This window comes from Parabacteroides vesiculifaciens, assembly GCF_049860805.1.
GTDB lineage: Bacteria > Bacteroidota > Bacteroidia > Bacteroidales > Tannerellaceae > Parabacteroides.
The window spans coordinates 254,124-279,191 of the sequence record NZ_CP187555.1 but is presented as its reverse complement, the minus strand read 5'-3'; the positions used below and the strand labels follow the sequence as shown (position 1 = coordinate 279,191).

Sequence of the window (25,068 nt, the reverse complement as noted above, 5' to 3'; positions counted from 1 at the left end):
CAATATCTAATTTATTACAGGAATAACATCTTTAATTTTCCACCCATTAACTAATAATGATATCACAATATCATGATCATTTTTAGTGATATTTATTTCAAAGACAAATGTATCTTCTCTATCTATATTTTCTTGTGAAGAATACTTCGGATTAAGTCTTATATTCTCTATCATATCCTGATTATATATAACCCTGGATATCGCGGGTTCCTCTATGGTTAATATAGAAGTATGATCCAATACAAGCCGCATCATTTTGAAATTTGCTTCAAGTTGATTGTCTCCGGTTGAAATATGAGTTGGGACGTATTTAAACATACGATGTGCCATATCTATGGTATTATCAAATTTATACCTGCCATTGACTGATGTTATATATATATCTGGAATAGCCGAAGTATTCGCCAAAGCATTCAATCCGGTTATTTTCACCATTACGTTTTTTGTGTTTTTTATCAAATCGATATAAGTCAAGCTGTTGGCATCAGAGCTCGAAACCGCATGGGCAGCATAACCGAAAAAAAGATCACGAGGAACTGCCACTGGTTCCAAATATCCCTCCTGGGTTTCTCTATTTTCAAGCATAATACGCAGATCCTGTATATCTGTCATACCTGTTTCTAACTTGCTATCAAACTTGTTTGTCAAACGATCGAGCGTCCCTATCGAAAAGGTATTCAATCCACTGCCATAGCCGTATGCCACAACTTGATAACTTCCTTCAGGCAAAGGGACGGACATGATGTAATCATTTGTCAAAATCTCTCCGGCCTCGGAAGACATCTCCAAATACCTTCCCTTGTCATCAAAGATATACACAGCGATTTCAGACACATCCGAACCGAACAAATTAGTATAACGATTATTAAGCGTATATCCGAACTTCAACAGCAAAGTATTATCTTTACATGGAACGATATCCTCTTTGATGCAGCTTTGCACACAAAGCAATGTCAAAACAAATATTATATTTACAGATATACTTTTCATAAATTCATTTTTTTCAAAAGGGCCATTTTAACAACATAAACATTAAAACGACCCTCGCGCCTCAAACTACCAAACCGGATCAATAGACGTTATCACCCAAGGCTTAACGGTGACGGTACATACAACCGAGAGATTGCTGTCATACGGTTTATTAGCAGCTTGATTCTGAGTAAAAATCAGATTTTCAATACGATATACATAACCACGTTTAAACTCTAAGATGTTATTACCGGTTACTTTATCCTTATATTTGCTAACCAAAACATACAACGTCGTGGCACCTTCCGGATTATTCTGATAAGTGACATCCGTCAACTTCAAAATAAGATGCGGAATATCAGCCACCGGAGTAGTCTGCCCTGATGGGAGAGCGGAACTGGGGCAAACCTGGTAGGCCCATGATTTGTTAAGGCCGGAAGTTGGGACAGTCGTTGTGGAACCATTCGTCACATCCGGATAGAAAACGAGGCCTGAGCTTGTCGGAGTACAATAATCCACGTAGGTACTAGCAACCCAGCTGGCAGGAGGCGTAAACGAACCGCCTGAATAGTAAGGGAAATTCACATTGTTATCGAAATAACTAGTCCAAGACGAACCGGACCATCCTGACTGGCTCGTAATGTTTACCGGCGCATTCAAGTAAGGTGTAGCATCGAGACGAACAGATTCATTTACATTATTCACGTAGACACCGGCCAGTTTATATCCCGTAATATCAGTATTGATAGGGCTTCCAACCGTTTTATCCTGACAAGTGACCCTCGCTAATTCAAGGCGTGCCACAATTGGGGTCAATTCGACCGATGCATTGTAGGTATTACCACTTGACAGAGTAAAAGCCGGACTCAGCCCTGACATCGGCACATTTACGGCATCACCTTGTAGCTTATCCATACGCAACCGGGCATCGGTACTTGTGGAACCTTCGACAACGGGCAGTGTCTGGCCAGCGTCCGTCTTGATATTAGCCATAAAATACATATATTTGGCAGTTGCCGGAACACCGGTTATAGTCACCGTATTACCACTTGTAGCCGTAGTTTTCGTATTCGCCAATGTTTGTACTTCAGCTGCCGTCAATCTCCGCTGAAAAATACTGGTATAAGCATCATCCAAAAAATAAAGTTTTCCAGATTCTAAAAGAGCATATTCAGTAGTTCCTTTCTGATCGGTAATACCCTTTGTAAATGCCTCCTGCTTCACACTTAGCACAACATTTTTACTTTCAGTAGAAAGCCCATTTTCCACAAATTCTTCTTTGTTACAGGAGGAAAGAAGAAGGACTGATACAGTCATAAAAAACACCTTTCTAAGCATAATTTCATTTTTTAATAATTAATAATAGAAATATATACAGTAAAAACACTTTCTACCGTACAATGTTGTTACTTTTATCTTATTTTTTCAATTTAAATATTTTCTATATCCAAATCAGCCAAAAAAGCTTTCCCCAAGTAAAAATAAGCATCTCAAAAAAAAGATAAAACACTGATTAATACCTCATAACAAAACCCCATTTATAGAGCAGGCAAAGTAAGAAAAGATGGTTCTTTTTCTCAATTTAGTTAATTTCATATGTTTTCTTCAGGAAAGGACATCAAGTAGCATCAAAACGAAGAATCGATTATAAATATTTAACACAAAGAACAGGCGTTTTTTCACTATAATTGCATTAAGGTATTATCGATGACAGGTAAAACCAAGCACTTCGATACCTGCATTTTCTTAAATAAACTGCATCTAATGAATAATTTCCTCCAATCTGTCGTATATTTGTAGCTCAACGATCTGCCTGTCGACAATTGTCAGCAGGCCTGCCGATAATTGTCGACAAGTCTGCCGACAGTTGTCAACAGGCCTGCCGACGATTGTCGGCAAGCGATTAGATGGGAAGGAAAAACAAAATAGCCGAAGGGTAATTCCGATTATCAGCCGGGTAATTAAACAATAGAAACAATGGCAATTCAATTCAGCGTACACAAAACTCCGCAACCGAACGACAGGAAGGGGCAACAACAAACACATGCACGGGCGATCGCACGCAGTACACAAAAAATGGATGATATCTGCGCTTTGGTCTGTGAACGGGGCTCTATCTCGTCGGCCGACGTCAAAGCCGTGCTCGACTCTTTCGTCTGGGTAATCGGGCATTCGCTTAAATATGGTGACAATGTGGAGCTGGAAGGCCTGGGGCACTTCTCCCCTTCCCTGCGGACACTGAAGTTGCCGGACGGCAGGTCGGTCGTCAAACTCGACAATGTGAACTTCCGCTGTTCGGAAAAGCTGAAAAACGATCTGAAAACCGTCCAACTGGAAAAGGTAAAAAGCGCTCCCAGCTATATGCCGGAAGAACGCAAAACGAGAATGCTGGACTACCTGGACCGCAATGAAAGCATCACGACGATCACATACACCAAGCTGAACGCCTGTTCCCGCTACCAGGCGACTTCCGACCTGAAAAAATATGTCGAAGAGGGACTCTTATACCGCGTAGGTAGCAGTACGCATGTAACTTATTTGCTGGCGGAAAACGAATAACAACTTTCTGTTTATGAAAAAAAATATACTCCTTCTTTTCCTACTCCTCACCTCCGTCTCGCTTCGGGCGCAATACCCGCTGCTCAGCAAAGATGCCGAGATCAGTTTATTGACCGTTTCGCCATCGGAAGACGAAGTGTATACGGTTTACGGGCATACGGCTTTACGGGTAAGGGACGCATCGAAAAAGCTCGATACCGTATTTAATTACGGGATATTCGACTTTTCGAAGCCCAACTTCATCTACCGATTCGCGAAAGGAGAAACCGATTACAGGCTGGCGGCGCAATATACGCGTGATTTCCTGATCGAATACGAGATGCGGGGAAGTGAGGTAACCGAACAAATCCTGGACATCGATTCCGCCGGCAAAGCGCAGATATGGGAAGCCCTGATGATCAATAACCGGCCGGAAAACCGCGTGTACCGCTATAATTTCTTTTTCGACAATTGCGCGACACGACCTGCCGCCATTATCGAAGAGCAGGCGGGAGGGAAAATCGATTATAATACACGGGTTGAACCGCAAACTTTCGGAGATATGGTCAATAGCATGAACATCCCATTCACACCGCGTTCCTTCCGTGACATGATCAATCATTGCACACGGAATAAGCCCTGGCTTACATTCGGATGCGACCTCGCTTTAGGCAGCCCGACCGACCGTATCGCAACAACACACGAGATGATGTTTCTCCCGCTCTACCTGAAAGAAGCATTTGCTACGGCAACAATCACTCAGGCAGACGGGAAGCCTCAAAAACTGGTTTCTTCAACCCGGACTTTAATAGCAAGAGCGACTGGCGAAGCGGAAACAGGTACGGGCATTTTCACTCCGTCCGTTTGCTGCAAAGTCTTTTTCCTGATCATATTGGCAATTACCTGGTTGGAATGGCGCCGGAAAACCTATTTCAGGATTGTCGACTGCATCTTGTTTTTCATAGCGGGAGTGGCAGGCGTCGTGCTGTTTTTCCTAAGCTTCGTTTCGACGCATCCATGCGTTTATCCGAATTGGAATATCATCTGGTTACAACCTTTTGACTTAGTAGCTGTTATTTTGTTTGCAGTAAAAAAGTTAAGAAAGGCCGCATATTATTATCATTTTATTAACTTTGCGGCGCTTACGCTGATGCTGGCTGGCTGGCATTTCATTCCGCAGCACTTAAATACAGCATTTATCCCGCTGGTAATGAGCCTTTGGCTACGTTCGGGATATGGCGTTTACAGAAAAATATGGAACATCGGGTACGAAAAATACTAACATCGCTCATCGCAATCCTGGCAGCAACCAATCTGGAGGCTCAACAAAGCACGCCCAAATTGGTCGTGTGCATCACGGTCGACCAGTTGCGGGGCGATTATATAGAATATTTTTACAACACATTCGGCGAGCGCGGTTTCAAGCGGTTGATGAATGAAGGACTGGTGTATAACAACATCCGGTTCGAATTCTCGGATATTGACGAAGCCAGTGCCTTTGCCACCCTGTTCACTGGGAGCAACCCGAACTTCAATGGGATATCCGGAAAGAATATCTATGATTTTGACAAGGAAAAGGAAGTTTCAGTCCTGTACGACCCGGACTATCTCGGCAACTATACGAAAGAGCATTATTCCCCCCGGAAGCTGATCAGCTCCACAATCGGGGACGAGTTGAAAATCGCTTCCAAAGGCAGAAGCGACGTATATGCCATTGCTCCCAATCCCGAAAGTGCAATCGTCTCCGCCGGACATGCGGCAAACGGCGCTTTCTGGATGGACGACTACAACGGGAAATGGGCGACGACGACCTATTACAAAGGGCTTCCTTGGTACGTGGACCGCTATAACAACGGCCCGGAATCCTTGTCGGCACGCTTAGAACAGATGACCTGGACGCCGTCACTGTCGCCGGACAAATTCAACGCATTCCCTTACGTGCTGGATGAAATTCCTTTCAAATATACATTCAAGGAAAATACGAACGAGTGTTTCTTCAACCTGAAGACCTCGCCTTTTATTAATAAGGAGATCAACCGTCTGGCACTCCAGTTCCTCGAATACGGGGCTTTCGGTACACGTTCCTGCCCGGATATGCTTGCCATCACTTATTATGCGGGCAACTATCGCGGCAATATGCATAAGGAATATACCCGCGAGATACAAGACACCTATTATCAACTGGATAAGGATCTGGAACAACTGTTGGACAAGATCGACAAGAAGGTCGGATTGAGCAACACGCTGATCGTCTTTACCGGTTCGGGATATTATAAGAGTGAAGAAGAATATCCAGACGGCATGCTGCTGACGAATGGCGAATTCCATCCGAAACGTTGCGTCGCCCTGCTCAATATGTATCTGATGGCCATTTACGGCCAGCACACGAGTTGGGTAAAAGGATTCTATAACAACCAGATCTATCTGAACCGCAAAGCGATAGAAGATGCAAAACTGGATTTGACCGTCATACAGGAAAAGGCGGCCGAATTCCTGCGCGAATTCAGCGGCGTGCAATTCGTTGCGACCGAGAACGTCCTCCGTACGGGCAACTGGAACGAAAAGACTTCCAAATACCTGCACGGCACACATATTTCAAGCCGTGGCGACCTGATCATCGAGTTGCAGCCCGGATGGACTATCAACAACGACGATCCGAAAGCGAAAGTAAAAGTAATACGGAATAACGCAGTTATAACCCCGCTGGTGTTTATGGGCAACGGTATCAAGCCGGAACATATCTACCGGGAAGTAAAAGCCACAGAGGTCGCCCCCACGGTAACCCATGTGCTGAGGATCAGGCCACCTAATGCATCCCTCAGCCTCCCGCTGAGGGAATTGACAACTAAAAAATGATAATTGTCAGTTTCCCTGCTTAAAACAATACTATTTCACAAACTAAATAAAAAGAATAATAACGTCCGAAAATCGAGGTTGAACCATTGAATCCATAATTTTCAATTTTCAATTTTCAATTTTCAATTCAATAAAGTATATCATGGGATTTAATGAATTTATGACGAAGCTGTTCGGCAATAAGTCACAGCGAGACCTGAAAGAAATTACCCCGTACGTGGATAAGATCAAGGCCGTATATCCGTCAATCCAAAAGCTCTCGAACGACGAGCTTCGTGCAAAAACCGACGAAATCAAACAGCGTATCCAGGATTATGTAGCTGACGAACGCGCCCAAGTGGAAGAACTGCGCAAAGGCATCGACGACAAGGAACTGGAAGAACGTGAAGCGATCTGGGCGGAAGTAGACAAGATCGAAAAGAATATCACCGAAAAGATGGAAGTAGTACTGGAAGAATCTCTTCCCGAAGTATTCTCCATCATGAAAGATACGGCACGCCGTTTTGCAGAAAACGAAACGATCGAGGTTACGGCAAATGACTTCGACCGTAACTTAGCTACCAAATACGACTTTGTGGAAATCGACGGCGACAAGGCCCTCTACCACAACCATTGGGTTGCCGGTGGTAACGAAATCACCTGGGATATGGTCCACTACGACGTACAGCTGTTCGGTGGTGTCGTACTGCACAAAGGTAAGATTGCCGAAATGGCGACCGGTGAAGGTAAAACATTGGTGGCTACCCTGCCGGTATTCCTGAACGCCTTGACCCGTAACGGTGTGCACGTGGTAACCGTGAACGACTACCTGTCAAAACGTGACTCGGAATGGATGGGCCCGTTGTATATGTTCCACGGACTGTCGGTAGACTGTATCGACAAGCACCAGCCGAACTCCGACGCCCGCCGTGCCGCCTACAATGCAGATATCACATTCGGTACGAACAACGAATTCGGTTTCGACTACCTGCGTGACAATATGGCGATCAGCCCGAACGACCTGGTACAGCGCAAACACAACTATGCCATTGTCGATGAGGTCGACTCCGTGTTGATCGACGATGCCCGTACGCCGTTGATCATTTCCGGCCCGATCCCCCGCGGCGAAGAACAGCTGTTCGAACAGTTCCGCCCGAATGTGGAAGTTGTGGTAAGCGCACAGAAAGACCTTTGTTCCAAGATGCTGATCGAGGCCAAAAAGAAAATGGCAAGCAGCGATCAGAAAGAGGTAGAAGAAGGTTCTATCCAGCTGTACCGTTCCTTCAAGGGATATCCGCGTAACAAGGCGCTGATCAAATTCCTGAGCGAGCAGGGCGTAAAAGCCCAGATGTTGAAGACGGAAGAATACTTCATGTCCGAGAATATGCGCCACATGCACGAAGCGACAGACGAACTGTACTTCGTGATCGACGAAAAAAATAACAGCATCGAATTGACCGATAAAGGTATCGACTTGCTGACCGGCAAGACCGACGACCCGACGTTCTTCGTATTGCCGGATATCACCTCCCAGCTTTCCGAACTGGAACATATCCAGAACGAAGAAGAGAAACAAGCCAAGAAAGACGAGTTGTTAGCAAACTATTCCGTCAAGAGCGAACGCGTGCATACGATCAACCAGTTGTTGAAGGCTTACACCCTGTTCGAGAAAGACGACGAATATGTGGTGATGGACAACAAGGTCATGATCGTCGACGAACAGACGGGTCGTATCATGGACGGACGACGCTACTCCGACGGTCTGCACCAGGCCATCGAAGCCAAAGAACGTGTGAAGGTGGAAGCCGCTACACAAACATTTGCAACCATCACTTTGCAGAACTACTTCCGCATGTATCACAAGCTGTCAGGTATGACCGGTACGGCTGAAACGGAAGCCGGCGAATTCTGGGACATCTACAAATTAGATGTTGTCGTAATCCCGACAAACCGCCCGATCGCCCGTAACGATATGAACGACCGCATCTACAAGACGAAGCGTGAAAAATACAACGCCGTAATCGAAGAGATCGTCCAGCTGACCGAAGCCGGACGTCCGGTCTTAGTGGGTACGACATCCGTCGAGATCTCCGAATTATTGAGCCGTATGCTTACCATGCGTAAGATCAACCATAGCGTGTTGAACGCAAAGTTGCACCAGAAGGAAGCCGAGATCGTTGCCACAGCCGGACAGAGCAGTAAAGTGACGATCGCTACCAACATGGCCGGTCGTGGTACCGACATCAAGCTGTCGCAGGAAGTAAAAGCTGCCGGCGGTCTGGCCATCATCGGTACGGAACGTCACGAAAGCCGCCGTGTAGACCGCCAGTTGCGTGGTCGCGCCGGACGTCAGGGCGACCCGGGTTCTTCTGTATTCTTTGTTTCCCTCGAAGACGATTTGATGCGTCTGTTCGCATCCGAGAAGATCGCCGGACTGATGGATAAATTAGGGTTCAAGGAAGGTGAAGTATTGGAACACAGCATGCTTAGCAAATCTGTTGAACGTGCACAGAAGAAGGTGGAAGAAAACAATTTCGGTATCCGTAAACGTCTGTTGGAATATGACGACGTGATGAACTCGCAACGTAACGTAATCTATACCCGCCGCCGCCACGCCCTGATGGGAGAACGTATCGGTTTGGACGTATTGAATACGATTTATGACACTTCCGTTGCAATCGTCGACCAGCATGCCGATGGCGACTACGAAGGTTTCAAGCTGGAACTGTTCAAGACATTCGCGATGGAATGCCCGTTCACGGAAGAAGAATTCAAGAGCGGCAAAGCCGATAAACTGGCCGATAAGCTGTTCGACGAAGCACTGCAACTGTTCAAACGCCGTATGGAACGTATGACGCAGGTTGCCAATCCGGTGATCAAACAGGTTTACGAACATCAGGGTGCAATGTATGAAAACATCATGATTCCTATTACGGACGGCAAACGCATGTATAATGTTTCCTGCAACCTGAAAGAGGCTTACGAAACGGAAAGCAAGGCCATCACGAAAGCATTCCAGAAATCAATCGTCCTGCACACGATCGATGAAGCCTGGAAAGAACACCTGCGTGAAATGGACGAACTGCGCCACTCGGTACAGAACGCCAGCTACGAAAACAAAGATCCTCTGTTGATCTACAAGCTGGAATCCTACAACCTGTTCAAGAGCATGGTGGACACGATGAACCGCAAGACGGCAGCCGTCCTGATGCGTGGCCAGATCCCTGTCCGCGAAGAGCCGACCGAAGAAGAAAAGCAGGCCATGGCTGCCCGCCAAGCTGCTATGGAAGAGGCTGCCCGCCAGCGCATCGCCATCCAGAAAGCCGAAGCCGAACGCCGTCAGGACATGAGTAAATATCGTGCTGAAAAGACCGATATCTCCGGTAACAACGATCCGGAAGAACGTGCCCCGCAGCAGCCGCGCCAGGAACCGGTCCGCGCCGAAAAACGTGTAGGCCGCAACGATCCCTGTCCTTGCGGAAGCGGTAAGAAATACAAGAACTGCCACGGACAAGGTTTATAGTCCTATCCGGTAACAAGAAAGCAAAGGCGGCCCCGAAAAGGCCGCCTTTATTTGTCTTTTCAAAAAATAACATTTCCGGAATATCATTTTGTCATATTATTTGTATATTGTGGACCAATAATCCATTAAATCCTAACAATATGATCATCGGAATTCCTAAAGAAATCAAGAACAATGAGAACCGCGTGGCACTTACGCCCGCCGGTGCTAAGGAGTTGGTAAAACGAGGACACACCGTGTATGTACAACATACAGCCGGTGAAAACAGCGGATTCCCGGATGCTGCCTACGAGGCGGCAGGTGCACAAATCCTCCCCGCTATCGGAGATGTATATAAGATAGCCGAGATGATCGTAAAAGTAAAAGAACCGGTCGCTGTCGAGTACCCGCTCGTGCGAAAGGGGCAATTACTCTTCACCTATTTTCATTTTGCCTCAGACGAAACGCTGACATTAGCGATGATGAAAAGCGGCTCTATCTGCCTGGCCTACGAGACGGTCGAGAATCCCGACGGCACGCTTCCCCTCTTGATACCCATGAGCGAAGTGGCCGGACGTATGTCTACACAGGAAGGAGCCCGTTTCCTGGAAAAGCCGCAGGGAGGAAAAGGAATCCTGCTGGGCGGTGTTCCGGGAGTCAAACCGGCTAAAGTGCTCGTCTTGGGCGGCGGCGTAGTCGGACACAGCAGCGCGTTAATGGCCGCCGGTATGGGCGCAGATGTCACGATAGCCGATATCTCGCTGCCCCGCCTGCGTTATCTGGACGAGATCATGCCTGCCAATGTCAAGACTTTATATTCTTCCACCCACAACATCGAACAGGAGCTGCCGGCAACGGACCTGGTGATCGGCGCCGTGCTGATACCGGGAGCCAAAGCCCCCCACCTGATTACCCGCGATATGCTCAAGCTGATGAAGAAAGGCAGCGTGCTGGTAGATGTCGCGATCGACCAGGGCGGTTGTTTCGAAACCTCCCACCCGACCACTCATGCCGATCCGGTCTTCGAAGTAGATGGTATCGTACACTATTGTGTAGCCAACATTCCGGGAGCCGTGCCCCAGACCTCGACTCTCGCCCTTACCAACGCCACGCTTCCGTACGTCCTGAAATTGGCGGACAAAGGATGGAGACAAGCTTGTGAAGCCGACAAATCGCTGGCACTCGGACTCAACATCGTGGAGGGGAACATCGTTTACCCGGCAGTGGCAGAGGCTTTTGAGTTGCCCTGCTTTCCTGCCTTGTAACAGGGCAACCGCGCCCAAATAAATTATTCCGGTTCTTGTCAGTTTCGAACCATAAATGATGATTTATCTGTTACTTTTGGCTTGATCCAAAAGTAACCAAAAGATCAAGGCTTAACCGTCCGGTCTACTCCGGGTAAAGGTTCCGCTGTCGCCTGCGAAACTCGCTTCGCTCAAACAGCGCAGGCTCCGGACGCTACACCTTTACCTTCCGCTTGACGACCGTACGCTTAGGCCTTTCTTAGAAAGCTGCGCTTTCTCTTGGGATGGCCGATACCGACAGTTCTTTTGCGATATCGGCAGTTCTTTTACAATACCGGAGGTTCTTTCCGTCCCCGTGCGGAGCACGGGGACAAGCCTGTTCCCGCACCTAAAGTTGTCGACAAAACAGCAAAGCCGGCAGTAGCACCATCCTCAACAGAGCCGTCAGGCTCTATTCCGGCCTAAGCTGGTGAGCGTTAAGCGCAGCGAACGGAGGGAACGGAGTAGCGAAGCAGGTTCGGCCTTGATCTTTTGGTTACTTTTGGATCAAGCCAAAAGTAACTGATATTACCCGAGATCACATACTAAGCATTGATAATCAGCTTCGAATAAAAAGTATTTCACGTCCGCCACGACAAAGTTACTTTTCAGGCAGTCACTTCTTCGTTTTGAAATCACCCCTTCATATTCTTTATAAATCTAAAAAAACATAAAATCCTTTTGTCTCTTACGCTACACTTACTACCTTAGTCGAACTAATTTTAAAAATTACATTTAATCACCATGAAGAAAATTATCTTATTACTGGCTTTTTGCCTGAGTGTAGGCAATTTATTCGCACAAGATGCGAACGCGGACAAACTGCGAGAAGAAGGAGACGCAGCTATGACTGCAAAGAACTATCCCGAAGTTGTAACAAAGTACAGCGAATACCTGAAACTTACGAACTATGAAGACGAAAGCCGTATCTTTAACTGTGCATTTGCTGCTTACAATGCTAAAAAGTATGACGATGCTATCAAGTTCTACGACATGGCCATTCAAAAAGGCTATAAAGCAGACGATGCCTATGTTGGGAAAGCAATGTCTTTACGCAGCCAGGACAAAGCTGCCGATTTTACAGCTACAGTCGAAGCCGGTCTGAAAGTAAATGCCCAGAACGCAAACCTCGAAAAACTTTTGTATGCTTATTGCATGAAAAAAGGACAGGCTGCCCAGAAAGCAGGTAAGACCGACGAAGCGGAAGAACTGTTTAAAGACGTATTGGTTGTAGGCAACACCAAATACAAAGGCAATGCCCTGTACAGCCTCGGCGTCATGTTCTACAATGCAGGTGCAAAGATCCTCACTGAAGCCAATCCGATCGCAACATCCGATCCTGACAAATATGCTGCCGAAAAGAAAAAAGCAGATGCTCAAATGGCAAAAGCGAAAGGATACCTGGAACAGGCAGTCGCCCTGAATGCAGCCGATGCCAACTCCAAGAAGATCTTAGACGCCATCAACGCAGCGAAATAAACAATATCTAAAAACTTCATAACGGGAAATCCCCCGTATATCGAGAGACGTTCGTCTTATCCGATATACGGGGGATTCCTTTTTTATTTTCACCTCCATTACCAAAAGAAACATAGGTGCTTTGAAATCGAAACATATATGCTTTAAAAGCAAAGCATATATGTTTTGCAAGGGATGCCTGTCGCCTCATGAAAAGACAGGCACGCCTCCATGAAAAGACTTGCACCTTTTTCCGAACACCCTATAGGCTTTCAGCAAACAACCTATAGCCCGTTTACAGATTGCCTATAGGCTATATTTTTTCATTCCCGCCCCCTGTTTTATGGGACGGAAGCCATAAAAACCACCTCTTTATTCGACTTTCACAAAGTGCCTTCACCCTTCACATCTCCCGTAAGCTGTTAGCTGACTACGAGTTACAGTGAAGAAACTATCTAAGAAGTCGCAATCCCGACATCCCGCGTCAGGCCTGGGATAGCATCCTAAGTTGATCATTAGCTTAGGGTAAGAGGCGGATCAAGCCCGCCATGAAAAAGTTACTTGTAAGCGTCTCCGCGATCCCCTCCTGTATATTAGTTATTCAATGACAAGGGATCCATTTATCCGGTAGTAAATTTCTAAAGACCGAATCCTGTGCTGTTGGCTGTATATCGGCCAACCTGTTGAACAAGTCCGTGAAATAATCAAAAGTATTAAGATTGTGAAGTCTGGCCGAACAAGCCAGAGAATAAAAAAGAGCCATTCTCTGTGCCCCGGCATGGCTACCGGCGAAAAGTGAGTTGCGGCGGCTCAGGCTGATGTAACGGTTTATCCGTTCAATGCGGTTGTTGTCTAATTGGTAGTCCGCTGATTTTATATAATTGCATAAAACATCATACAGGTTGAGGGTATAGCGAACCGCTTCCCCCATAAGCGACTTGGGCAAAGTTTGCGGATCGGATTGTATACTTTCCAATTTGGCCTTTAAGCGTCCGAGGATAGGAGGTGCGTATTTTTTGCGCCAGGCCAGTATCTGTTTTGGTTCCCAATCGGGCGGGATAAGATGTTCATTCTGATATAATTCATTGACAATATCGACTACTTCCTGCGCTTGCCTATCCTCCTTCATATCCAGGAACTTCCTTTTACAATGCTGGAAACATGCCAGGGGGATGATGTCAGGATATTCTTCTTTCCTAAAGTCGGCGTAAGCGGCATATCCGTCTGTCTGTAAAGCCCCTTTATAATCAGTAAGCAGCTTTTCGGCTATGCTTTTAGAGCGGGAGCCGTTTTCATAAATAAAAGCGATTAATTCCGTATGGTTGGCATACATGCCCCAGAGATATCCTTTACGGACTTTCTTGCCCGATTCATTCTTTTCATTGACAAGCACTTTGTAATAAGTCTCATCCATTGACAGATAGGAATCTTCCAGTATGGACTTTTTCAGCACTTCGTACATACGCTCCAACAAACCGGCTGATTTCGCAATCAACCCATGGGCCGTTTGTTTGCAAAGGGCTATGCCCTGCTCGTTGAACAACTTGACGATCCTTTCCACCGGCAGGGAATAGATATAGCGCAATTGCAATATGCCGCTAAGGAAACTGCCATCATAGGAAGAGTTTTGCAGGGGAGCTTTGGGGGATTTGCCGTTGTATATGTTATCGCCTTGCACACAGTTGTACTGCCGATAGATATGTTTCTCAAACCAACCCGGGTGGTAAGAGTAACGGATGGAATCAGTGTGACTGATTATTCTGGCTTTAAGAGGGTCGAAGTCCGGATCGCAAGGATAGATCTCGTGCAAACGGGTTTCCACATTGAAATACTCTTTACGTTTCACCCCATTATTGCCGCGGCTTTTGGGATCGAACTTCGGTTCCTCCGGGATATTCTTTGCCTCCTCTTTTTCCTCTTGCTTGCGGTTTATCTTTTCGGACTTGTTTTCCAGCAGTTTGCCTAATGCGCGTTTCTGGTTTTTCAGCCTGTTGGCGTCTGCTTTGCTTTCCTGAAAAGAGGAGGTTAAGGACTGGAGGGTTGCCTGAAGTTCGCTCACACGGGATGTCAGGGACTCCACTTGCCGAAGTAACTCTTCTTCCCGCCTGCCGGCAGCCAAAAGTTGATCCCTGAGGAAAGTAATGGTATCCTGCAGTATGTTTGTCCTCTGTTTCCCTGTCATGCCGCAAAGATATGAAAAGGGAATGGAATTAAATAATTATGCCACAATTATTTTACTTGTAAATAACTGTGGCATAGATATATGTGATATAAAGGACGCCATTAGACAGGTCCCTTGAAGCGTTTGCGGAACCGTGCGCTTTTCAGGCTCACCCCCTCCATCATCAAAAAGAAACTTTCCCACCTCATCTGATAACGGCCACTGCCGGGGTCAAAACAAGGTATTTCAAACGTCCCCTCTTCCAGACGTTTCTGATAAAGGACAAAACCGCCTTTTTCCCAGTGCAGGAGCTTGATTATTGTACGGGATTTGTTAACGAACAAGAATACTTCACCCGATACGGGGTTACGCTTGAGATCGTTCCGGACAATCACGGACAAGGCATTGATCCCTGAACACATGTTTACATAGCGGGGACATAAATAGTAATTTAACGACTCGGTCAGCGCGAACATGTGTCCTCCTTTCTTCCGTAATAGAGGTGGATAAAATGGCACAATGTTTCGGCAACGCATTCTTTTATCTGGATGATTCCCCCGTCGGGGAATGTGATATGAATCCCTTTAAGCAGTTTCTCTGCATCCACTAAGCGGGTCTCTTTTACTTTTTCACGCCCTGTGAATTGAAGCGGGATCATTTCTCCTGCTACACTCTGGCAGACGGCCTGATCTTCCAACTGCTTACAATGGTAGCGTTCCAATACTATTCCCAGTTGAATGGCCTTGGGATCCATGCCATGGCGGCGCATCCATTGACGAACGCTATCCACACGCAAGCCATAGCTACGACAATAAGCTACAAAGTCTAAATCTTCGCCTGCTTTTAGACGATTTTTATACTCTTCTGCATACTCTTGAATACTTCTTCTTTCCATTTTTTTAAGACAAAGGTAGAGACTCTTTTATAAGGGGAAAAGAGGGGATCGCGGAGACGCTTACAGTTACTTTTATATAGTCCCTCCACAGGGTTCACTATTTCTATCTGGGCTACAACAACTTGCAGGCATTGTGAAGGTGAACCCCAAACAAATGAATTGCAAATCCATCGCTTATTTGAAGAAATACCTGAAAATATCGTTCCCGTTTGCATAGATCAGCAATGCGAACAACAGGAACATTCCGGTGATCTGCGCATATTCGAGGAACTTGTCGCTCGGCTTGCGGCGTGCAATCACTTCGTAGAGCAGGAACATCACGTGTCCGCCGTCCAGAGCCGGAATCGGCAGGATATTCATAAAGGCAAGGATGATGGAGAGGAAAGCCGTCTTCATCCAGAACGCCTGCCAATCCCATTCAGCCGGGAAGAGGCTGCCGATCGTTCCGAAGCCGCCCAAACTGGAAGCACCCTCTTTTGTAAAGACATATTTCATGTCGCTGATATAACCTTTCAGTGTATTCACACCCAGCATGACACCGGCAGGGAAAGACTCGAAGAAACCGTATTTACGAGTCACCGTCTGGTACATATCAAAAGGGGAAACAGGATAGACACCCATCTTCCCGGCCGTATCCGTATGCAACGTCAACGTTTGCGGGACACCGGCACGATAGAAGCCGACTGTGACATCCTTATCCTTATTTTGTGCAAGCACCTCTCCCACTTCATAGAAAGAAGGGGTTACGATGCCGTTGATAGAGACGATACTGTCTTTCGGCTGTAAACCGGCAACAGCGGCAGGCGATACACCACTTAGCGTTTCACCCAGTTCGCGCACGACCATCGGGAAACGATAGGAGGCAAACCCCTTCTTATCCCGCATAACGCGCTGTGCCATATCTTCAGGGATGGGAATAACCGTCTCCACACCGTCACGCAAAACCGTTACGTTCTGCGCATTGAGGACATGGCGGAAACAGTCTTCACCGAAACGCTCCAACTCCGTATCGTCCGCTTTCAGCAGGATATCTCCATCCCGGAACCCTACGCTGTGGAACGTTTCACTGTAGTCCATACCGGCCTTCACATTTTTCAGCGGCAGGAAAGTATCGCCCCAGGTGAACAACACCATCGAATAAATAAACAACGCCAGCAGAAAGTTAAACAGCACGCCGGCAACCATAATCATCAACCGCTGTCCGGCAGGCTTGGAACGGAACTCGTAAGGCTTCGGCGGCTGTGCCATCGCCTCCTTGTCCATACTTTCGTCGATCATACCGGATATCTTGCAATAACCTCCCAGGGGAAGCCAACCGATACCGTATTCCGTTTCACTGTTTTTAGGCTTGAATTTAAAAATCGAGAACCACGGGTCAAAGAAAAGGTAGAACTTCTCTACCCGGACCTTAAAGATACGGGCAAAGATAAAATGCCCGAACTCGTGGACTAACACTAATATCGATAAGCTCAGAATGAGCTGAAGGGCCTTAACTAAAAATGTCTCCATCGTCTTTTTAATTGAAAATTGAAAATGGGAAGTTGAAAATTAAAACGGATACGTTATCTGCTGATACCGTGTTTTAATTGGTCTTTACTCATTCTCAATCGTCTATTGCTAATTATTTAATTATTAAACATTCATTCTCCTTGTCAATTGTCCATTGTTAATTTTCAACTTTCAATTTTCCATTTTCAATTGCCATCCTCCGCGCCTCCGCATCCGTCGCCACATAATCTTCGTAGGTGGGAGTCGGGATAAAGGTGGCTTTTGCCATCGTTTTTTCGATCACGTCGCTCATCTGCAAGAAACCGATCTCGTCACGCAGGAAAGCGGCAACCACCACTTCGTTGGCCGCATTCAGGATACAAGGCATATTTCCGCCTTTCCGGACCGCATCGAAAGCGAACGCCAGGTTACGGAAACGTTCCATATCCGGCTCCTCGAAAGTAAGCGTTGCATATTGGGTGAAATCCAGACGGGGCGCCTTGCTGTGCAATCGTTTAGGATAAGAGAAAGCATAGCTGATCGGCAGTTTCATGTCGGGGATGCCCAGCTGGGCGATCACCGCGCCATCTTCGAACTGAACCATCGAATGGATCACCGACTGCGGATGCACCACGACCTGTATCTGTTCCGGCGTAACCCCGAACAGCCACTTCGCCTCGATCATCTCGAACCCCTTGTTCATCATCGACGCCGAGTCGATCGTGATCTTCGCGCCCATGCTCCAGTTCGGATGCTTCAACGCCTGCGCCTTGGTCACGACCGCCAGTTCCTCCATTGTCTTGGTACGGAAAGGGCCGCCTGAAGCCGTCAGCAATATCTTTTCCACCGGATTCTCCCACTCTCCCGCTAAACACTGGAAAATGGCAGAATGTTCAGAATCGACTGGCAGGATAGGCACTTTGTGTTCGACAGCCAAGGCTGTGATCAGTTCGCCTGCCACTACCAACGTCTCCTTGTTTGCCAGCGCGATCGCCTTACCGGCTTTGATCGCGGCAATCGTCGGTTTCAGCCCGGCATACCCCACCATCGCCGTCAGCACCATGTCGATCGGTTCCGACTGCACGACCTGGGCGATGGCATCCGAGCCCGCCCACACCTTGATGGGAAGGTCTTCCAACGCCTCCTTCAGTTCGGGATATTTCTGCTCGTTGGCGATTACCACCACTTCGGGCATATATTTACGTGCCTGGTTGATCAGCAGATCCACCTGATTATTGGCAGTGAGGGCATACACTTCAAAAAGGTCGGGATGTTCGCTGACAACTTCCAAAGCCTGCGTTCCGATAGAACCTGTAGAGCCTAATATGGCCAAGTTTCTTTTCATGCGTATTAAAATGCTATATATTCTTCGGGGTTGACCGGACCACCTTTATACCACAACTCGAAATGGAGATGCGGGCCGGTCGACAATTTGCCCGTATTGCCTACCAGAGCAATGGCCTCGCCCGCAACGACACGGTCGCCCACCTCTTTCAGCAATAATTCATTATGTTTATAGATCGATAAAAAACCGTTCTTATGCTGCACCTGTATCACATTCCCGGAGTTCGGATCGAAGCCGGCAAAGACCACCGTACCATCCAATGTCGCCAGCACGCTTTCTTTCGGGGCGGCAACCAAGTCCACGCCATAATGCCGGATATTGGCATCATAATGCGAAGAAACCACTCCATTGACAGGTTTATAGAAAAAGACACCGTCGGTAGGAACCGGGTTCGGGTCCAGGACAGCTAAGTTATATTTCTCCGCCTCTTCAAAGTCTTTTACGAATTTCTTCTCCTCCTTCGTTTGCGGAATCTCATAGTCAGGATTCACCCGCGCCAACGAATCGATCTCTCGAATCGAATCGATCGGCATCGTTCCCGACAGGATACCGGCTACATTATTCAGATAAAGAGATTGTATCTGTATCATCCTTTCCAGCGAATCGGCACGCAGGGCATTTTGCATGATTTCCTTACGGACCTCCACATCCAGATAGCCCGGCAGGTAGTTACGTATCGGCGTCTTAATGATAATCAAGGCTGTAAAGGCGATCAGCAGGAAAGCAAACAAGCCTAACATCGCAAATGCGGAAAGCTGCGACAACCGGAAAGACCATACTTCTTCCAACGTTCCTTCATTGAAGAAAGACAGTTTGTATTTAAACCGGATCCGGTGCCAGAATGATTTCTTATTTGTTCGTCTTTGCTTTTGTGCCATGTGTATTCGTCAATTTCATAAATCCAGCAAACCTTCCGGAATGGAAACGGTCAGCGTCTTATTCTCATGATCGGCAGACAGGATCAGCTCTTCGGCGGCAGGCAACAAAAGCTCTTCGCCGTTATGGTCGATCTGCAAAAGGACGTTGATGGTCGACTCGTCGACATCAGTAATCTCGCCGATTTCGCCATGATGCCCGTCTATGACGCGGTAGCCGATAAAACTGTCCCACGTCATATCTCCCACCAGGTCGTCCTCATCCACTTCATCGAGCGAATAAAAGACTTCGCGGTTTGAAAATTCACGGGCTGCTTTCTCGTCGTCCACATTCTTCAACTTCAGAAGAATGACGGTATCCGTCTTATAGCGGTACTCCTCAATGAAAAAAGGGACTAAGATCCCGTCCATCTCGCATATGATATACGGATCGTCCGAATCATCGAAAACGTCGCTGTTCGTAACCAGCGCGATCTCCCCTTTTATGCCATGAGGTTTGGCAAACTGTCCTATCTTGAAAACATCTTCTTTTTTAATCATGACAAGAATGTTTAAAGTCGGGTAATACGTGCCCCGATGCTGTTCAACCGTTTGTCAATATTCTGATACCCGCGGTCTATCTGGTCGATATTGTGGATATGGCTGGTTCCTTCGGCGCTCATCGCCGCGATCAGCAAGGCTATACCCGCACGGATATCCGGAGATACCATGTTGGAACCACGCAGTTTGAAACGATTGCCCAACCCGATCACCGTCGCCCTGTGCGGATCGCAAAGGATGATCTGCGCCCCCATATCGATCAGTTTGTCGACAAAGAAAAGGCGGCTTTCGAACATCTTCTGATGGATCAGCACGCTGCCGACGGCCTGCGTCGCCACAACTAAGAAGACACTCAGCAAGTCCGGCGTCAGTCCCGGCCAGGGAGCATCGGCAATCGTCATGATGGAACCATCGATGAAGGTATCGATCTGATAGGAATCATGCGTCGGAATATGGATATCGTCGCCGGTCTGTTCGACCGTAATCCCCAGGCGACGGAATGAGTCGGGAATAATCCCCAACATATCATAGCCTGTATTTTTGATCGTGATATCGGAACCGGTCATAGCGGCCATTCCGATGAAACTGCCGACCTCGATCATATCCGGCAGGATCGTATGCGAAGTGCCTCCCAGCGCCTCAACCCCTTCTATTGTCAACAAATTGGAGCCGACACCCGAAATACGGGCTCCCATACGGTTCAGCATGGAAGAAAGTTGTTGCAGATACGGTTCGCAGGCGGCATTATAGATCGTTGTTTTCCCTTCCGCAAGCACAGCCGCCATCAGGATATTGGCCGTACCGGTCACCGAAGCCTCGTCGAGCAGCATATAAGCGCCTTCCAGCTTCTTCGCCTCTATCTCGTAGAGCTGGCGGTCGGAATCGTAACTGAAGCAGGCTCCCAACTTCTGAATACCGACAAAATGGGTATCCAGACGACGACGCCCGATCTTATCGCCTCCCGGTTTCGGGATCAACGCTTTACCAAAACGGGCGACCAGCGGACCGACAATCATCACCGAGCCGCGCAGGGAACCGCTTTTACGCAAGAATTCGTCTGTCTCGAGATAATTCAAGTCGACGGCATCGGCCTGGAAAGTATAGGTATCGGCAGCCGGATGTTCCACCTTCACCTGCATATCGCGCAGGAGTTGTATCAGGTTATTCACATCCAAGATATCCGGGACATTATAGATTGTCACTTTTTCCGGCGTAAGCAAAGTTGCACAAATGACCTGCAGGGCCTCATTCTTTGCGCCCTGCGGGACAATCTCACCGGACAACCGGTAACCGCCTTCTATGACAAATGAACTCATCGGCCTTTACGTGAATAATTTTTCTTGTTAGTCGTATTGTTGCGAGCAAGTATATCACGGCTTTCCGCCAGCTTGTGCACTTCTTCATCCAGGATGATCCGTCCTTCGGACAGCTCGTCGAGGTCTTTGAAGATCTTCCGGTCGTCTACAGACTCCTTGTTCCAGGTCAGGAACGACTTCTTCATCTGCGTAGCCAGCAATTTGATCAACTGGTCCTTTTCCATGCCCGGTTCGAATTCGGTTGCTTTCTGGATCATTTTCTCAAGCGTCTTGCCGTAATGACGGTAGCGGATACGTGAATTATTATAAGGTATGCGCGGGGGACGCGAGTAAAGGTCTTCTTTCTTCACGATCTCGTACGGATAATCGATATCCAGCTTAAAGTCGGCCATAATAGCCAGGTGATCCCAAAGAATATGTTTGAAGTCGTTTACATCGCGTAAGTGGGGAAACATATTTCCCATGATGTTGATTATTGTGTCTGCGCAGCGTTTACGTTCTTCCCTGTCCTGAATGGTAATGCAATAGTCCACCATATTCTGTATATTGCGTCCATATTCGGGCATAACCAATTTCTTTTCTTCTGTATTATATTTCATTACAAATTCTGTTTATTCGGCAAAGTTACAGATTATAATTCATTTAAACAATACAGCTCTGCCGGCAATCTAAAAGATAACAGACAGGGGACAAATCTTGTTTCCCCTTGCATTTATTCTGTAATCAGTGACACCAATTATAAAATCACCGCCACTGATTATATAATCAGTGGCAATGATTATGTAATCGCTGACACTGATTACAGAATTTATTTGAAGGAAATAGATTTTTATCGCCTGCCTATAGAGTTTTTAGTACCTCTCCATAAATTTTTATCCGAATTAAATTCCGATCTTTACAACCAGACAAAAAAACAAAGCCATGATCGACACATTAACATCACTACGGTTTATATTCGCCATAATGGTTTTCAGTGCACACTGCTACGTGATAGACAGCTTTTTCAATACCCACTTTTTCAAAGAAGGGTTTGTCGGTGTCAGCTTCTTTTTTGTATTGAGCGGTTTTATCATAGCTTATAATTATCAAAAGCGACTAAGCGAAAACAAGATAACCAAACGAACTTTTTGGGTGGCACGCATAGCCCGCATTTATCCGCTCCATTGGCTGACGTTATTGATTGCCGTTGTATTAGGCAACTATGTAATCGCGTCGGGAGCAATGGATTGGCTCAAACACTTTTTAGCTTCGCTCACACTGACAAACAGCTACATACCCAAAGCCGATTATTTCTTCTCATTCAACAGCCCTTCCTGGAGTTTATGTTGCGAGCAGCTTTTTTATTTCTGCTTTCCTTTCCTCATTCCGTTAACCAAGAATTACAAGCATCTGCTTTATGTTTTTGTAATTGCAACCATTCTGATCGTTGTCGGTATGCATTTTACTCCTGAAAGCGATATTAAAGGATATTGGTATGTGAATCCGATCACCCGGCTCCCGGACTTCCTCGTCGGTATGCTGCTATTCCAGCTATACGACCGACTGAAAAACAAAAACATCACCTTATCTCAAGGGACTCTCATTGAAATAGCTTCCATTATCTTATTTTTCGCTTTTTATTTCTATGCGGTAGAAATACCTAAAGTATATAGATACTCCTGTTACTATTGGCTACCGGTAGCCGCGATCCTGATCAGTTTCTCATTGCAAAAAGGCTACGTTTCGCGTCTCCTGTCCAATCGCTTTTTAATAATAGGAGGAGAGATCAGTTTCAGTTTTTATCTGATCCATCTTTTTGTTCTGCTCACCTATTCGGAATGGCAGAAAGGAAGCAGCTTCCATATAGCGTGGTATATTGCAGTTCCGGTTCTGTTCGGCATTATCGTCCTGCTTAGCCTGCTTTCCTACTACTATTTTGAAAAGCCTATGAATAAGCGTATAAAAATATGGCTAAACAAATAATCAGCAGGATATGCCGGTTTAGCGGTAAAACCTTTCATTGCAGGAGACACGCGATCCTTTCTCCCAACCGCCAAAGGTAAAACCGGATTTTGGCGTTGAACGGCCGAACGTGATTTGTTCATCTACCTCCCGTATGCCATGAAGCCAACGGTAAGGTTCCCGCAGGCTCCACATCAATTCGATTTGGTCGCGGGAAGAAAGCGGGAGATTCTCCCGGCATCTACCTTTAAGGTTTTCAATGTTGAACGTCTCTTGCATATTGTCTATTCTCTATGTTATAAAAAAATACAACGCCTATTCTCACGAACGGGCGTTGCTGTATTAAACCTTGCCGGTGATGTGAGGCCACCGGCACACCTCTTTTCAAAAAATGTATGATATATTAATTATAAACAAAGACGGCAGCACACAAAAAAGGCGTGGGACTGCCGCCATTATCCCGATAACAGGCACCCCAGGCCTCGCACATAGATAATAGACAACAGCCCACGCCAGATTATGGTTATACATTCTTCATGTATATACAATCGACGTGAGCATTTTGTTGCTATTATCCCGATGTGCTAAAATTGGGGTTTCGTTACCGCGGAATAATATCGCAAAATACTTTACTCAAACAAGCATTGCCCGGAGTTGTCGCTACAACTCTTGTAAGGCAATCATGTAACAAAGGTAAACATTATTTTTCAAAAACAAAGTTTAATAACGATCGATTCAAGATACCAGATCAAAATCATATCCAGTTTAAGAAATAATGAGATAATGTGCCAATATGCCAATGGAGGAAATAATGAGCCAATTAAATGATGATTTATGGGTATATTTAAGGTGTCGCTGTAGGGGCGGGTTCTAAACCCGCCCGATTGCAACATGTATATTTGTCGATATCGGGCAGGTTTAGAACCTGCCCCTACGGAACGACAATCATTTTGCATGACCATGTCATCCATGTTTCACACCCATAAATCATCATTTATGATTCATTTCTGGCAGATCTTGAAATAAATCCCTCAAGACGTATTCCATGTAAATAATAGATCTTATCATCAGTTTTCTCAATGAAGTCATTCAACAAGAAGTGATAGTCGATGATCGTAACGGAAAAGTTGGAGAAGGAACCCGACGAGACGGCTGATTTTGGTTTACCTGTTGGCAGATTGCTTTGATAATACAAGAATATGACAATAACCCCCATTTTGCCCTTTTTCTATTTCATCTGAAATTCCGGTTCATTTTGAACTTACATTTTGTCTCATCGGGCGGTTTTTGTTTGACAACAGAGAGTATGTGATAAGCAACTTATCCCGTTATCAGCTCCGTTGTGTCAGTCTGACCGGAAAAAACAAGAAAATATGATAAAGCTAAACTTCCGGAGAATCGAATATTTGCGGACAAAGCCGGGACGCTTTCCGTTTATGTCAAAACTCTTTTTCCGGCTTTCCGCCGTGAGGTGCGCAGAACTTTCCCACGACGACCGTCTTCGTTGCCGTGAGGTGCCGATGTCATGGGTAGTGACGACCGTCTTCATGGCGATAAAGTCCGTTCTCATAGCGATGAAGACGGTCGTCGTGAGAAAAAGCCGGCAAATAAATGCAAAATGGTCCGTTTTACCTTCCAAAACAAAACGCCCGAACCTTTTCATCAGTAAGTCTGCCGATTGTTAAATAACCTGTTTTTTACAATAAGTCATCAATCAAATAGCCATTTAATACAGTCTATCTCACCACCCATCTTTTGCCGTCAGCTTCAGTTGAAGGACTGGAAGAAGGTTAAATATATATTGTTTTTAAAGGGATTAACCCCCACAAAGGAACCGGCTTTGCCGGAGAATATCATCTACCATCTGCTTCAGCAGATGGTAAAAAAACAGACAAGAGCCACAAACAAAATAGGGGGCAAAG

At 46.4% G+C, this 25,068-nt stretch carries 20 protein-coding genes; 8 read left to right on the top strand and 12 right to left on the bottom strand.

The features are described 5' to 3' along the window. Positions 1-6: 6 nt before the first annotated feature. Complete coding sequence (locus ACPYIV_RS01135) at positions 7-990, bottom strand: FimB/Mfa2 family fimbrial subunit (protein ID WP_425885108.1); 984 nt, start codon at positions 988-990, stop codon at positions 7-9. 66 nt (positions 991-1,056) lie between these two features. After that, positions 1,057-2,286 (bottom strand): hypothetical protein, encoded by a 1,230-nt coding sequence (locus tag ACPYIV_RS01130; RefSeq protein WP_425885106.1) that lies wholly within the window; start codon positions 2,284-2,286, stop codon positions 1,057-1,059. Positions 2,287-2,946: 660 nt separating this feature from the next. On the opposite strand from ACPYIV_RS01130, the gene ACPYIV_RS01125 reads away from it, so the two are divergent. From ACPYIV_RS01125 to ACPYIV_RS01100, 6 genes are all read left to right on the top strand, one after another. Next, complete coding sequence (locus tag ACPYIV_RS01125) at positions 2,947-3,528, top strand: HU family DNA-binding protein (RefSeq protein WP_293733706.1); 582 nt, start codon at positions 2,947-2,949, stop codon at positions 3,526-3,528. Positions 3,529-3,541: 13 nt separating this feature from the next. Next, positions 3,542-4,789 carry a DUF4105 domain-containing protein gene (locus ACPYIV_RS01120; RefSeq protein ID WP_425885104.1) on the top strand — a complete coding sequence of 416 codons (1,248 nt, stop codon included), beginning with the start codon at positions 3,542-3,544 and terminating at the stop codon, positions 4,787-4,789. Beyond that, positions 4,762-6,363: an alkaline phosphatase family protein gene (locus ACPYIV_RS01115; RefSeq protein WP_293740173.1), complete on the top strand. Its 1,602-nt coding sequence runs from the start codon at positions 4,762-4,764 to the stop codon at positions 6,361-6,363. Before ACPYIV_RS01120 ends, ACPYIV_RS01115 begins: the two co-directional genes overlap by 28 nt. A gap of 142 nt (positions 6,364-6,505) precedes the next feature. Then, positions 6,506-9,865, top strand: a complete 3,360-nt coding sequence (gene secA, locus ACPYIV_RS01110) for a preprotein translocase subunit SecA (RefSeq protein ID WP_299360671.1) — start codon at positions 6,506-6,508, stop codon at positions 9,863-9,865. A gap of 140 nt (positions 9,866-10,005) precedes the next feature. After that, positions 10,006-11,109 (top strand): alanine dehydrogenase, encoded by a 1,104-nt coding sequence (ald, locus tag ACPYIV_RS01105; protein ID WP_301703739.1) that lies wholly within the window; start codon positions 10,006-10,008, stop codon positions 11,107-11,109. Between the two features lie 762 nt (positions 11,110-11,871). Beyond that, on the top strand, positions 11,872-12,606 hold the full coding sequence (locus ACPYIV_RS01100; protein WP_293733426.1) for a hypothetical protein: 735 nt from the start codon (positions 11,872-11,874) through the stop codon (positions 12,604-12,606). A gap of 580 nt (positions 12,607-13,186) precedes the next feature. Here ACPYIV_RS01100 and tnpC read toward each other — a convergent pair. The 9 genes from tnpC to ACPYIV_RS01055 form a co-directional block, all read right to left on the bottom strand. Beyond that, entirely contained in the window at positions 13,187-14,767 is a 1,581-nt protein-coding gene (gene tnpC, locus ACPYIV_RS01095) for an IS66 family transposase (RefSeq protein WP_425884139.1), read from the bottom strand. A gap of 101 nt (positions 14,768-14,868) precedes the next feature. Then, positions 14,869-15,222 (bottom strand): IS66 family insertion sequence element accessory protein TnpB, encoded by a 354-nt coding sequence (gene tnpB, locus ACPYIV_RS01090; protein WP_301425755.1) that lies wholly within the window; start codon positions 15,220-15,222, stop codon positions 14,869-14,871. Further along, a complete protein-coding gene (locus ACPYIV_RS01085; RefSeq protein ID WP_425884137.1) occupies positions 15,210-15,641 on the bottom strand; it encodes a hypothetical protein in 432 nt (143 codons plus the stop codon). Before ACPYIV_RS01085 ends, tnpB begins: the two co-directional genes overlap by 13 nt. A gap of 174 nt (positions 15,642-15,815) precedes the next feature. Further along, positions 15,816-17,150 carry an RIP metalloprotease RseP gene (gene rseP, locus ACPYIV_RS01080; protein WP_293733425.1) on the bottom strand — a complete coding sequence of 445 codons (1,335 nt, stop codon included), beginning with the start codon at positions 17,148-17,150 and terminating at the stop codon, positions 15,816-15,818. A gap of 157 nt (positions 17,151-17,307) precedes the next feature. Beyond that, positions 17,308-18,474, bottom strand: a complete 1,167-nt coding sequence (locus ACPYIV_RS01075; RefSeq protein ID WP_293740817.1) for a 1-deoxy-D-xylulose-5-phosphate reductoisomerase — start codon at positions 18,472-18,474, stop codon at positions 17,308-17,310. Between the two features lie 5 nt (positions 18,475-18,479). Further along, positions 18,480-19,352, bottom strand: coding sequence for a M23 family metallopeptidase (locus tag ACPYIV_RS01070; RefSeq protein WP_293733423.1), 873 nt, complete (start codon positions 19,350-19,352; stop codon positions 18,480-18,482). 15 nt (positions 19,353-19,367) lie between these two features. After that, a complete protein-coding gene (gene rimM / locus ACPYIV_RS01065; protein WP_293740816.1) occupies positions 19,368-19,889 on the bottom strand; it encodes a ribosome maturation factor RimM in 522 nt (173 codons plus the stop codon). 11 nt (positions 19,890-19,900) lie between these two features. Further along, complete coding sequence (gene murA / locus ACPYIV_RS01060; protein WP_425885099.1) at positions 19,901-21,205, bottom strand: UDP-N-acetylglucosamine 1-carboxyvinyltransferase; 1,305 nt, start codon at positions 21,203-21,205, stop codon at positions 19,901-19,903. Further along, positions 21,202-21,804, bottom strand: coding sequence for a DUF4290 domain-containing protein (locus tag ACPYIV_RS01055; RefSeq protein WP_293733420.1), 603 nt, complete (start codon positions 21,802-21,804; stop codon positions 21,202-21,204). Before ACPYIV_RS01055 ends, murA begins: the two co-directional genes overlap by 4 nt. Positions 21,805-22,126: 322 nt before the next feature. Here ACPYIV_RS01055 and ACPYIV_RS01050 point away from each other — a divergent pair, with 322 nt between their 5' ends. After that, entirely contained in the window at positions 22,127-23,167 is a 1,041-nt protein-coding gene (locus ACPYIV_RS01050; protein WP_425885097.1) for an acyltransferase family protein, read from the top strand. A gap of 18 nt (positions 23,168-23,185) precedes the next feature. On the opposite strand, the gene ACPYIV_RS01045 is transcribed toward ACPYIV_RS01050, so the two are convergent. After that, a complete protein-coding gene (locus ACPYIV_RS01045) occupies positions 23,186-23,425 on the bottom strand; it encodes a hypothetical protein (RefSeq protein ID WP_299360679.1) in 240 nt (79 codons plus the stop codon). Positions 23,426-24,519: 1,094 nt separating this feature from the next. Between ACPYIV_RS01045 and ACPYIV_RS01040 the strand changes: the two genes are divergently transcribed. Continuing rightward, entirely contained in the window at positions 24,520-24,831 is a 312-nt protein-coding gene (locus ACPYIV_RS01040; RefSeq protein WP_293733976.1) for a hypothetical protein, read from the top strand. Positions 24,832-25,068: the final 237 nt, after the last annotated feature.

Bases quoted from the DNA above. Each gene is read 5' to 3' on its own strand.
- ACPYIV_RS01135 (WP_425885108.1), bottom strand. From the start codon at position 990: ATGAAAAGTATATCTGTAAATATAATATTTGTTTTGACATTGCTTTGT.
- ACPYIV_RS01130 (WP_425885106.1), bottom strand. From the start codon at position 2,286: ATGACTGTATCAGTCCTTCTTCTTTCCTCCTGTAACAAAGAAGAATTT.
- ACPYIV_RS01125 (WP_293733706.1), top strand. From the start codon at position 2,947: ATGGCAATTCAATTCAGCGTACACAAAACTCCGCAACCGAACGACAGG.
- ACPYIV_RS01120 (WP_425885104.1), top strand. From the start codon at position 3,542: ATGAAAAAAAATATACTCCTTCTTTTCCTACTCCTCACCTCCGTCTCG.
- ACPYIV_RS01115 (WP_293740173.1), top strand. From the start codon at position 4,762: ATGGAACATCGGGTACGAAAAATACTAACATCGCTCATCGCAATCCTG.
- secA (WP_299360671.1), top strand. From the start codon at position 6,506: ATGGGATTTAATGAATTTATGACGAAGCTGTTCGGCAATAAGTCACAG.
- ald (WP_301703739.1), top strand. From the start codon at position 10,006: ATGATCATCGGAATTCCTAAAGAAATCAAGAACAATGAGAACCGCGTG.
- ACPYIV_RS01100 (WP_293733426.1), top strand. From the start codon at position 11,872: ATGAAGAAAATTATCTTATTACTGGCTTTTTGCCTGAGTGTAGGCAAT.
- tnpC (WP_425884139.1), bottom strand. From the start codon at position 14,767: ATGACAGGGAAACAGAGGACAAACATACTGCAGGATACCATTACTTTC.
- tnpB (WP_301425755.1), bottom strand. From the start codon at position 15,222: ATGTTCGCGCTGACCGAGTCGTTAAATTACTATTTATGTCCCCGCTAT.
- ACPYIV_RS01085 (WP_425884137.1), bottom strand. From the start codon at position 15,641: ATGGAAAGAAGAAGTATTCAAGAGTATGCAGAAGAGTATAAAAATCGT.
- rseP (WP_293733425.1), bottom strand. From the start codon at position 17,150: ATGGAGACATTTTTAGTTAAGGCCCTTCAGCTCATTCTGAGCTTATCG.
- ACPYIV_RS01075 (WP_293740817.1), bottom strand. From the start codon at position 18,474: ATGAAAAGAAACTTGGCCATATTAGGCTCTACAGGTTCTATCGGAACG.
- ACPYIV_RS01070 (WP_293733423.1), bottom strand. From the start codon at position 19,352: ATGGCACAAAAGCAAAGACGAACAAATAAGAAATCATTCTGGCACCGG.
- rimM (WP_293740816.1), bottom strand. From the start codon at position 19,889: ATGATTAAAAAAGAAGATGTTTTCAAGATAGGACAGTTTGCCAAACCT.
- murA (WP_425885099.1), bottom strand. From the start codon at position 21,205: ATGAGTTCATTTGTCATAGAAGGCGGTTACCGGTTGTCCGGTGAGATT.
- ACPYIV_RS01055 (WP_293733420.1), bottom strand. From the start codon at position 21,804: ATGAAATATAATACAGAAGAAAAGAAATTGGTTATGCCCGAATATGGA.
- ACPYIV_RS01050 (WP_425885097.1), top strand. From the start codon at position 22,127: ATGATCGACACATTAACATCACTACGGTTTATATTCGCCATAATGGTT.
- ACPYIV_RS01045 (WP_299360679.1), bottom strand. From the start codon at position 23,425: ATGCAAGAGACGTTCAACATTGAAAACCTTAAAGGTAGATGCCGGGAG.
- ACPYIV_RS01040 (WP_293733976.1), top strand. From the start codon at position 24,520: ATGATAAAGCTAAACTTCCGGAGAATCGAATATTTGCGGACAAAGCCG.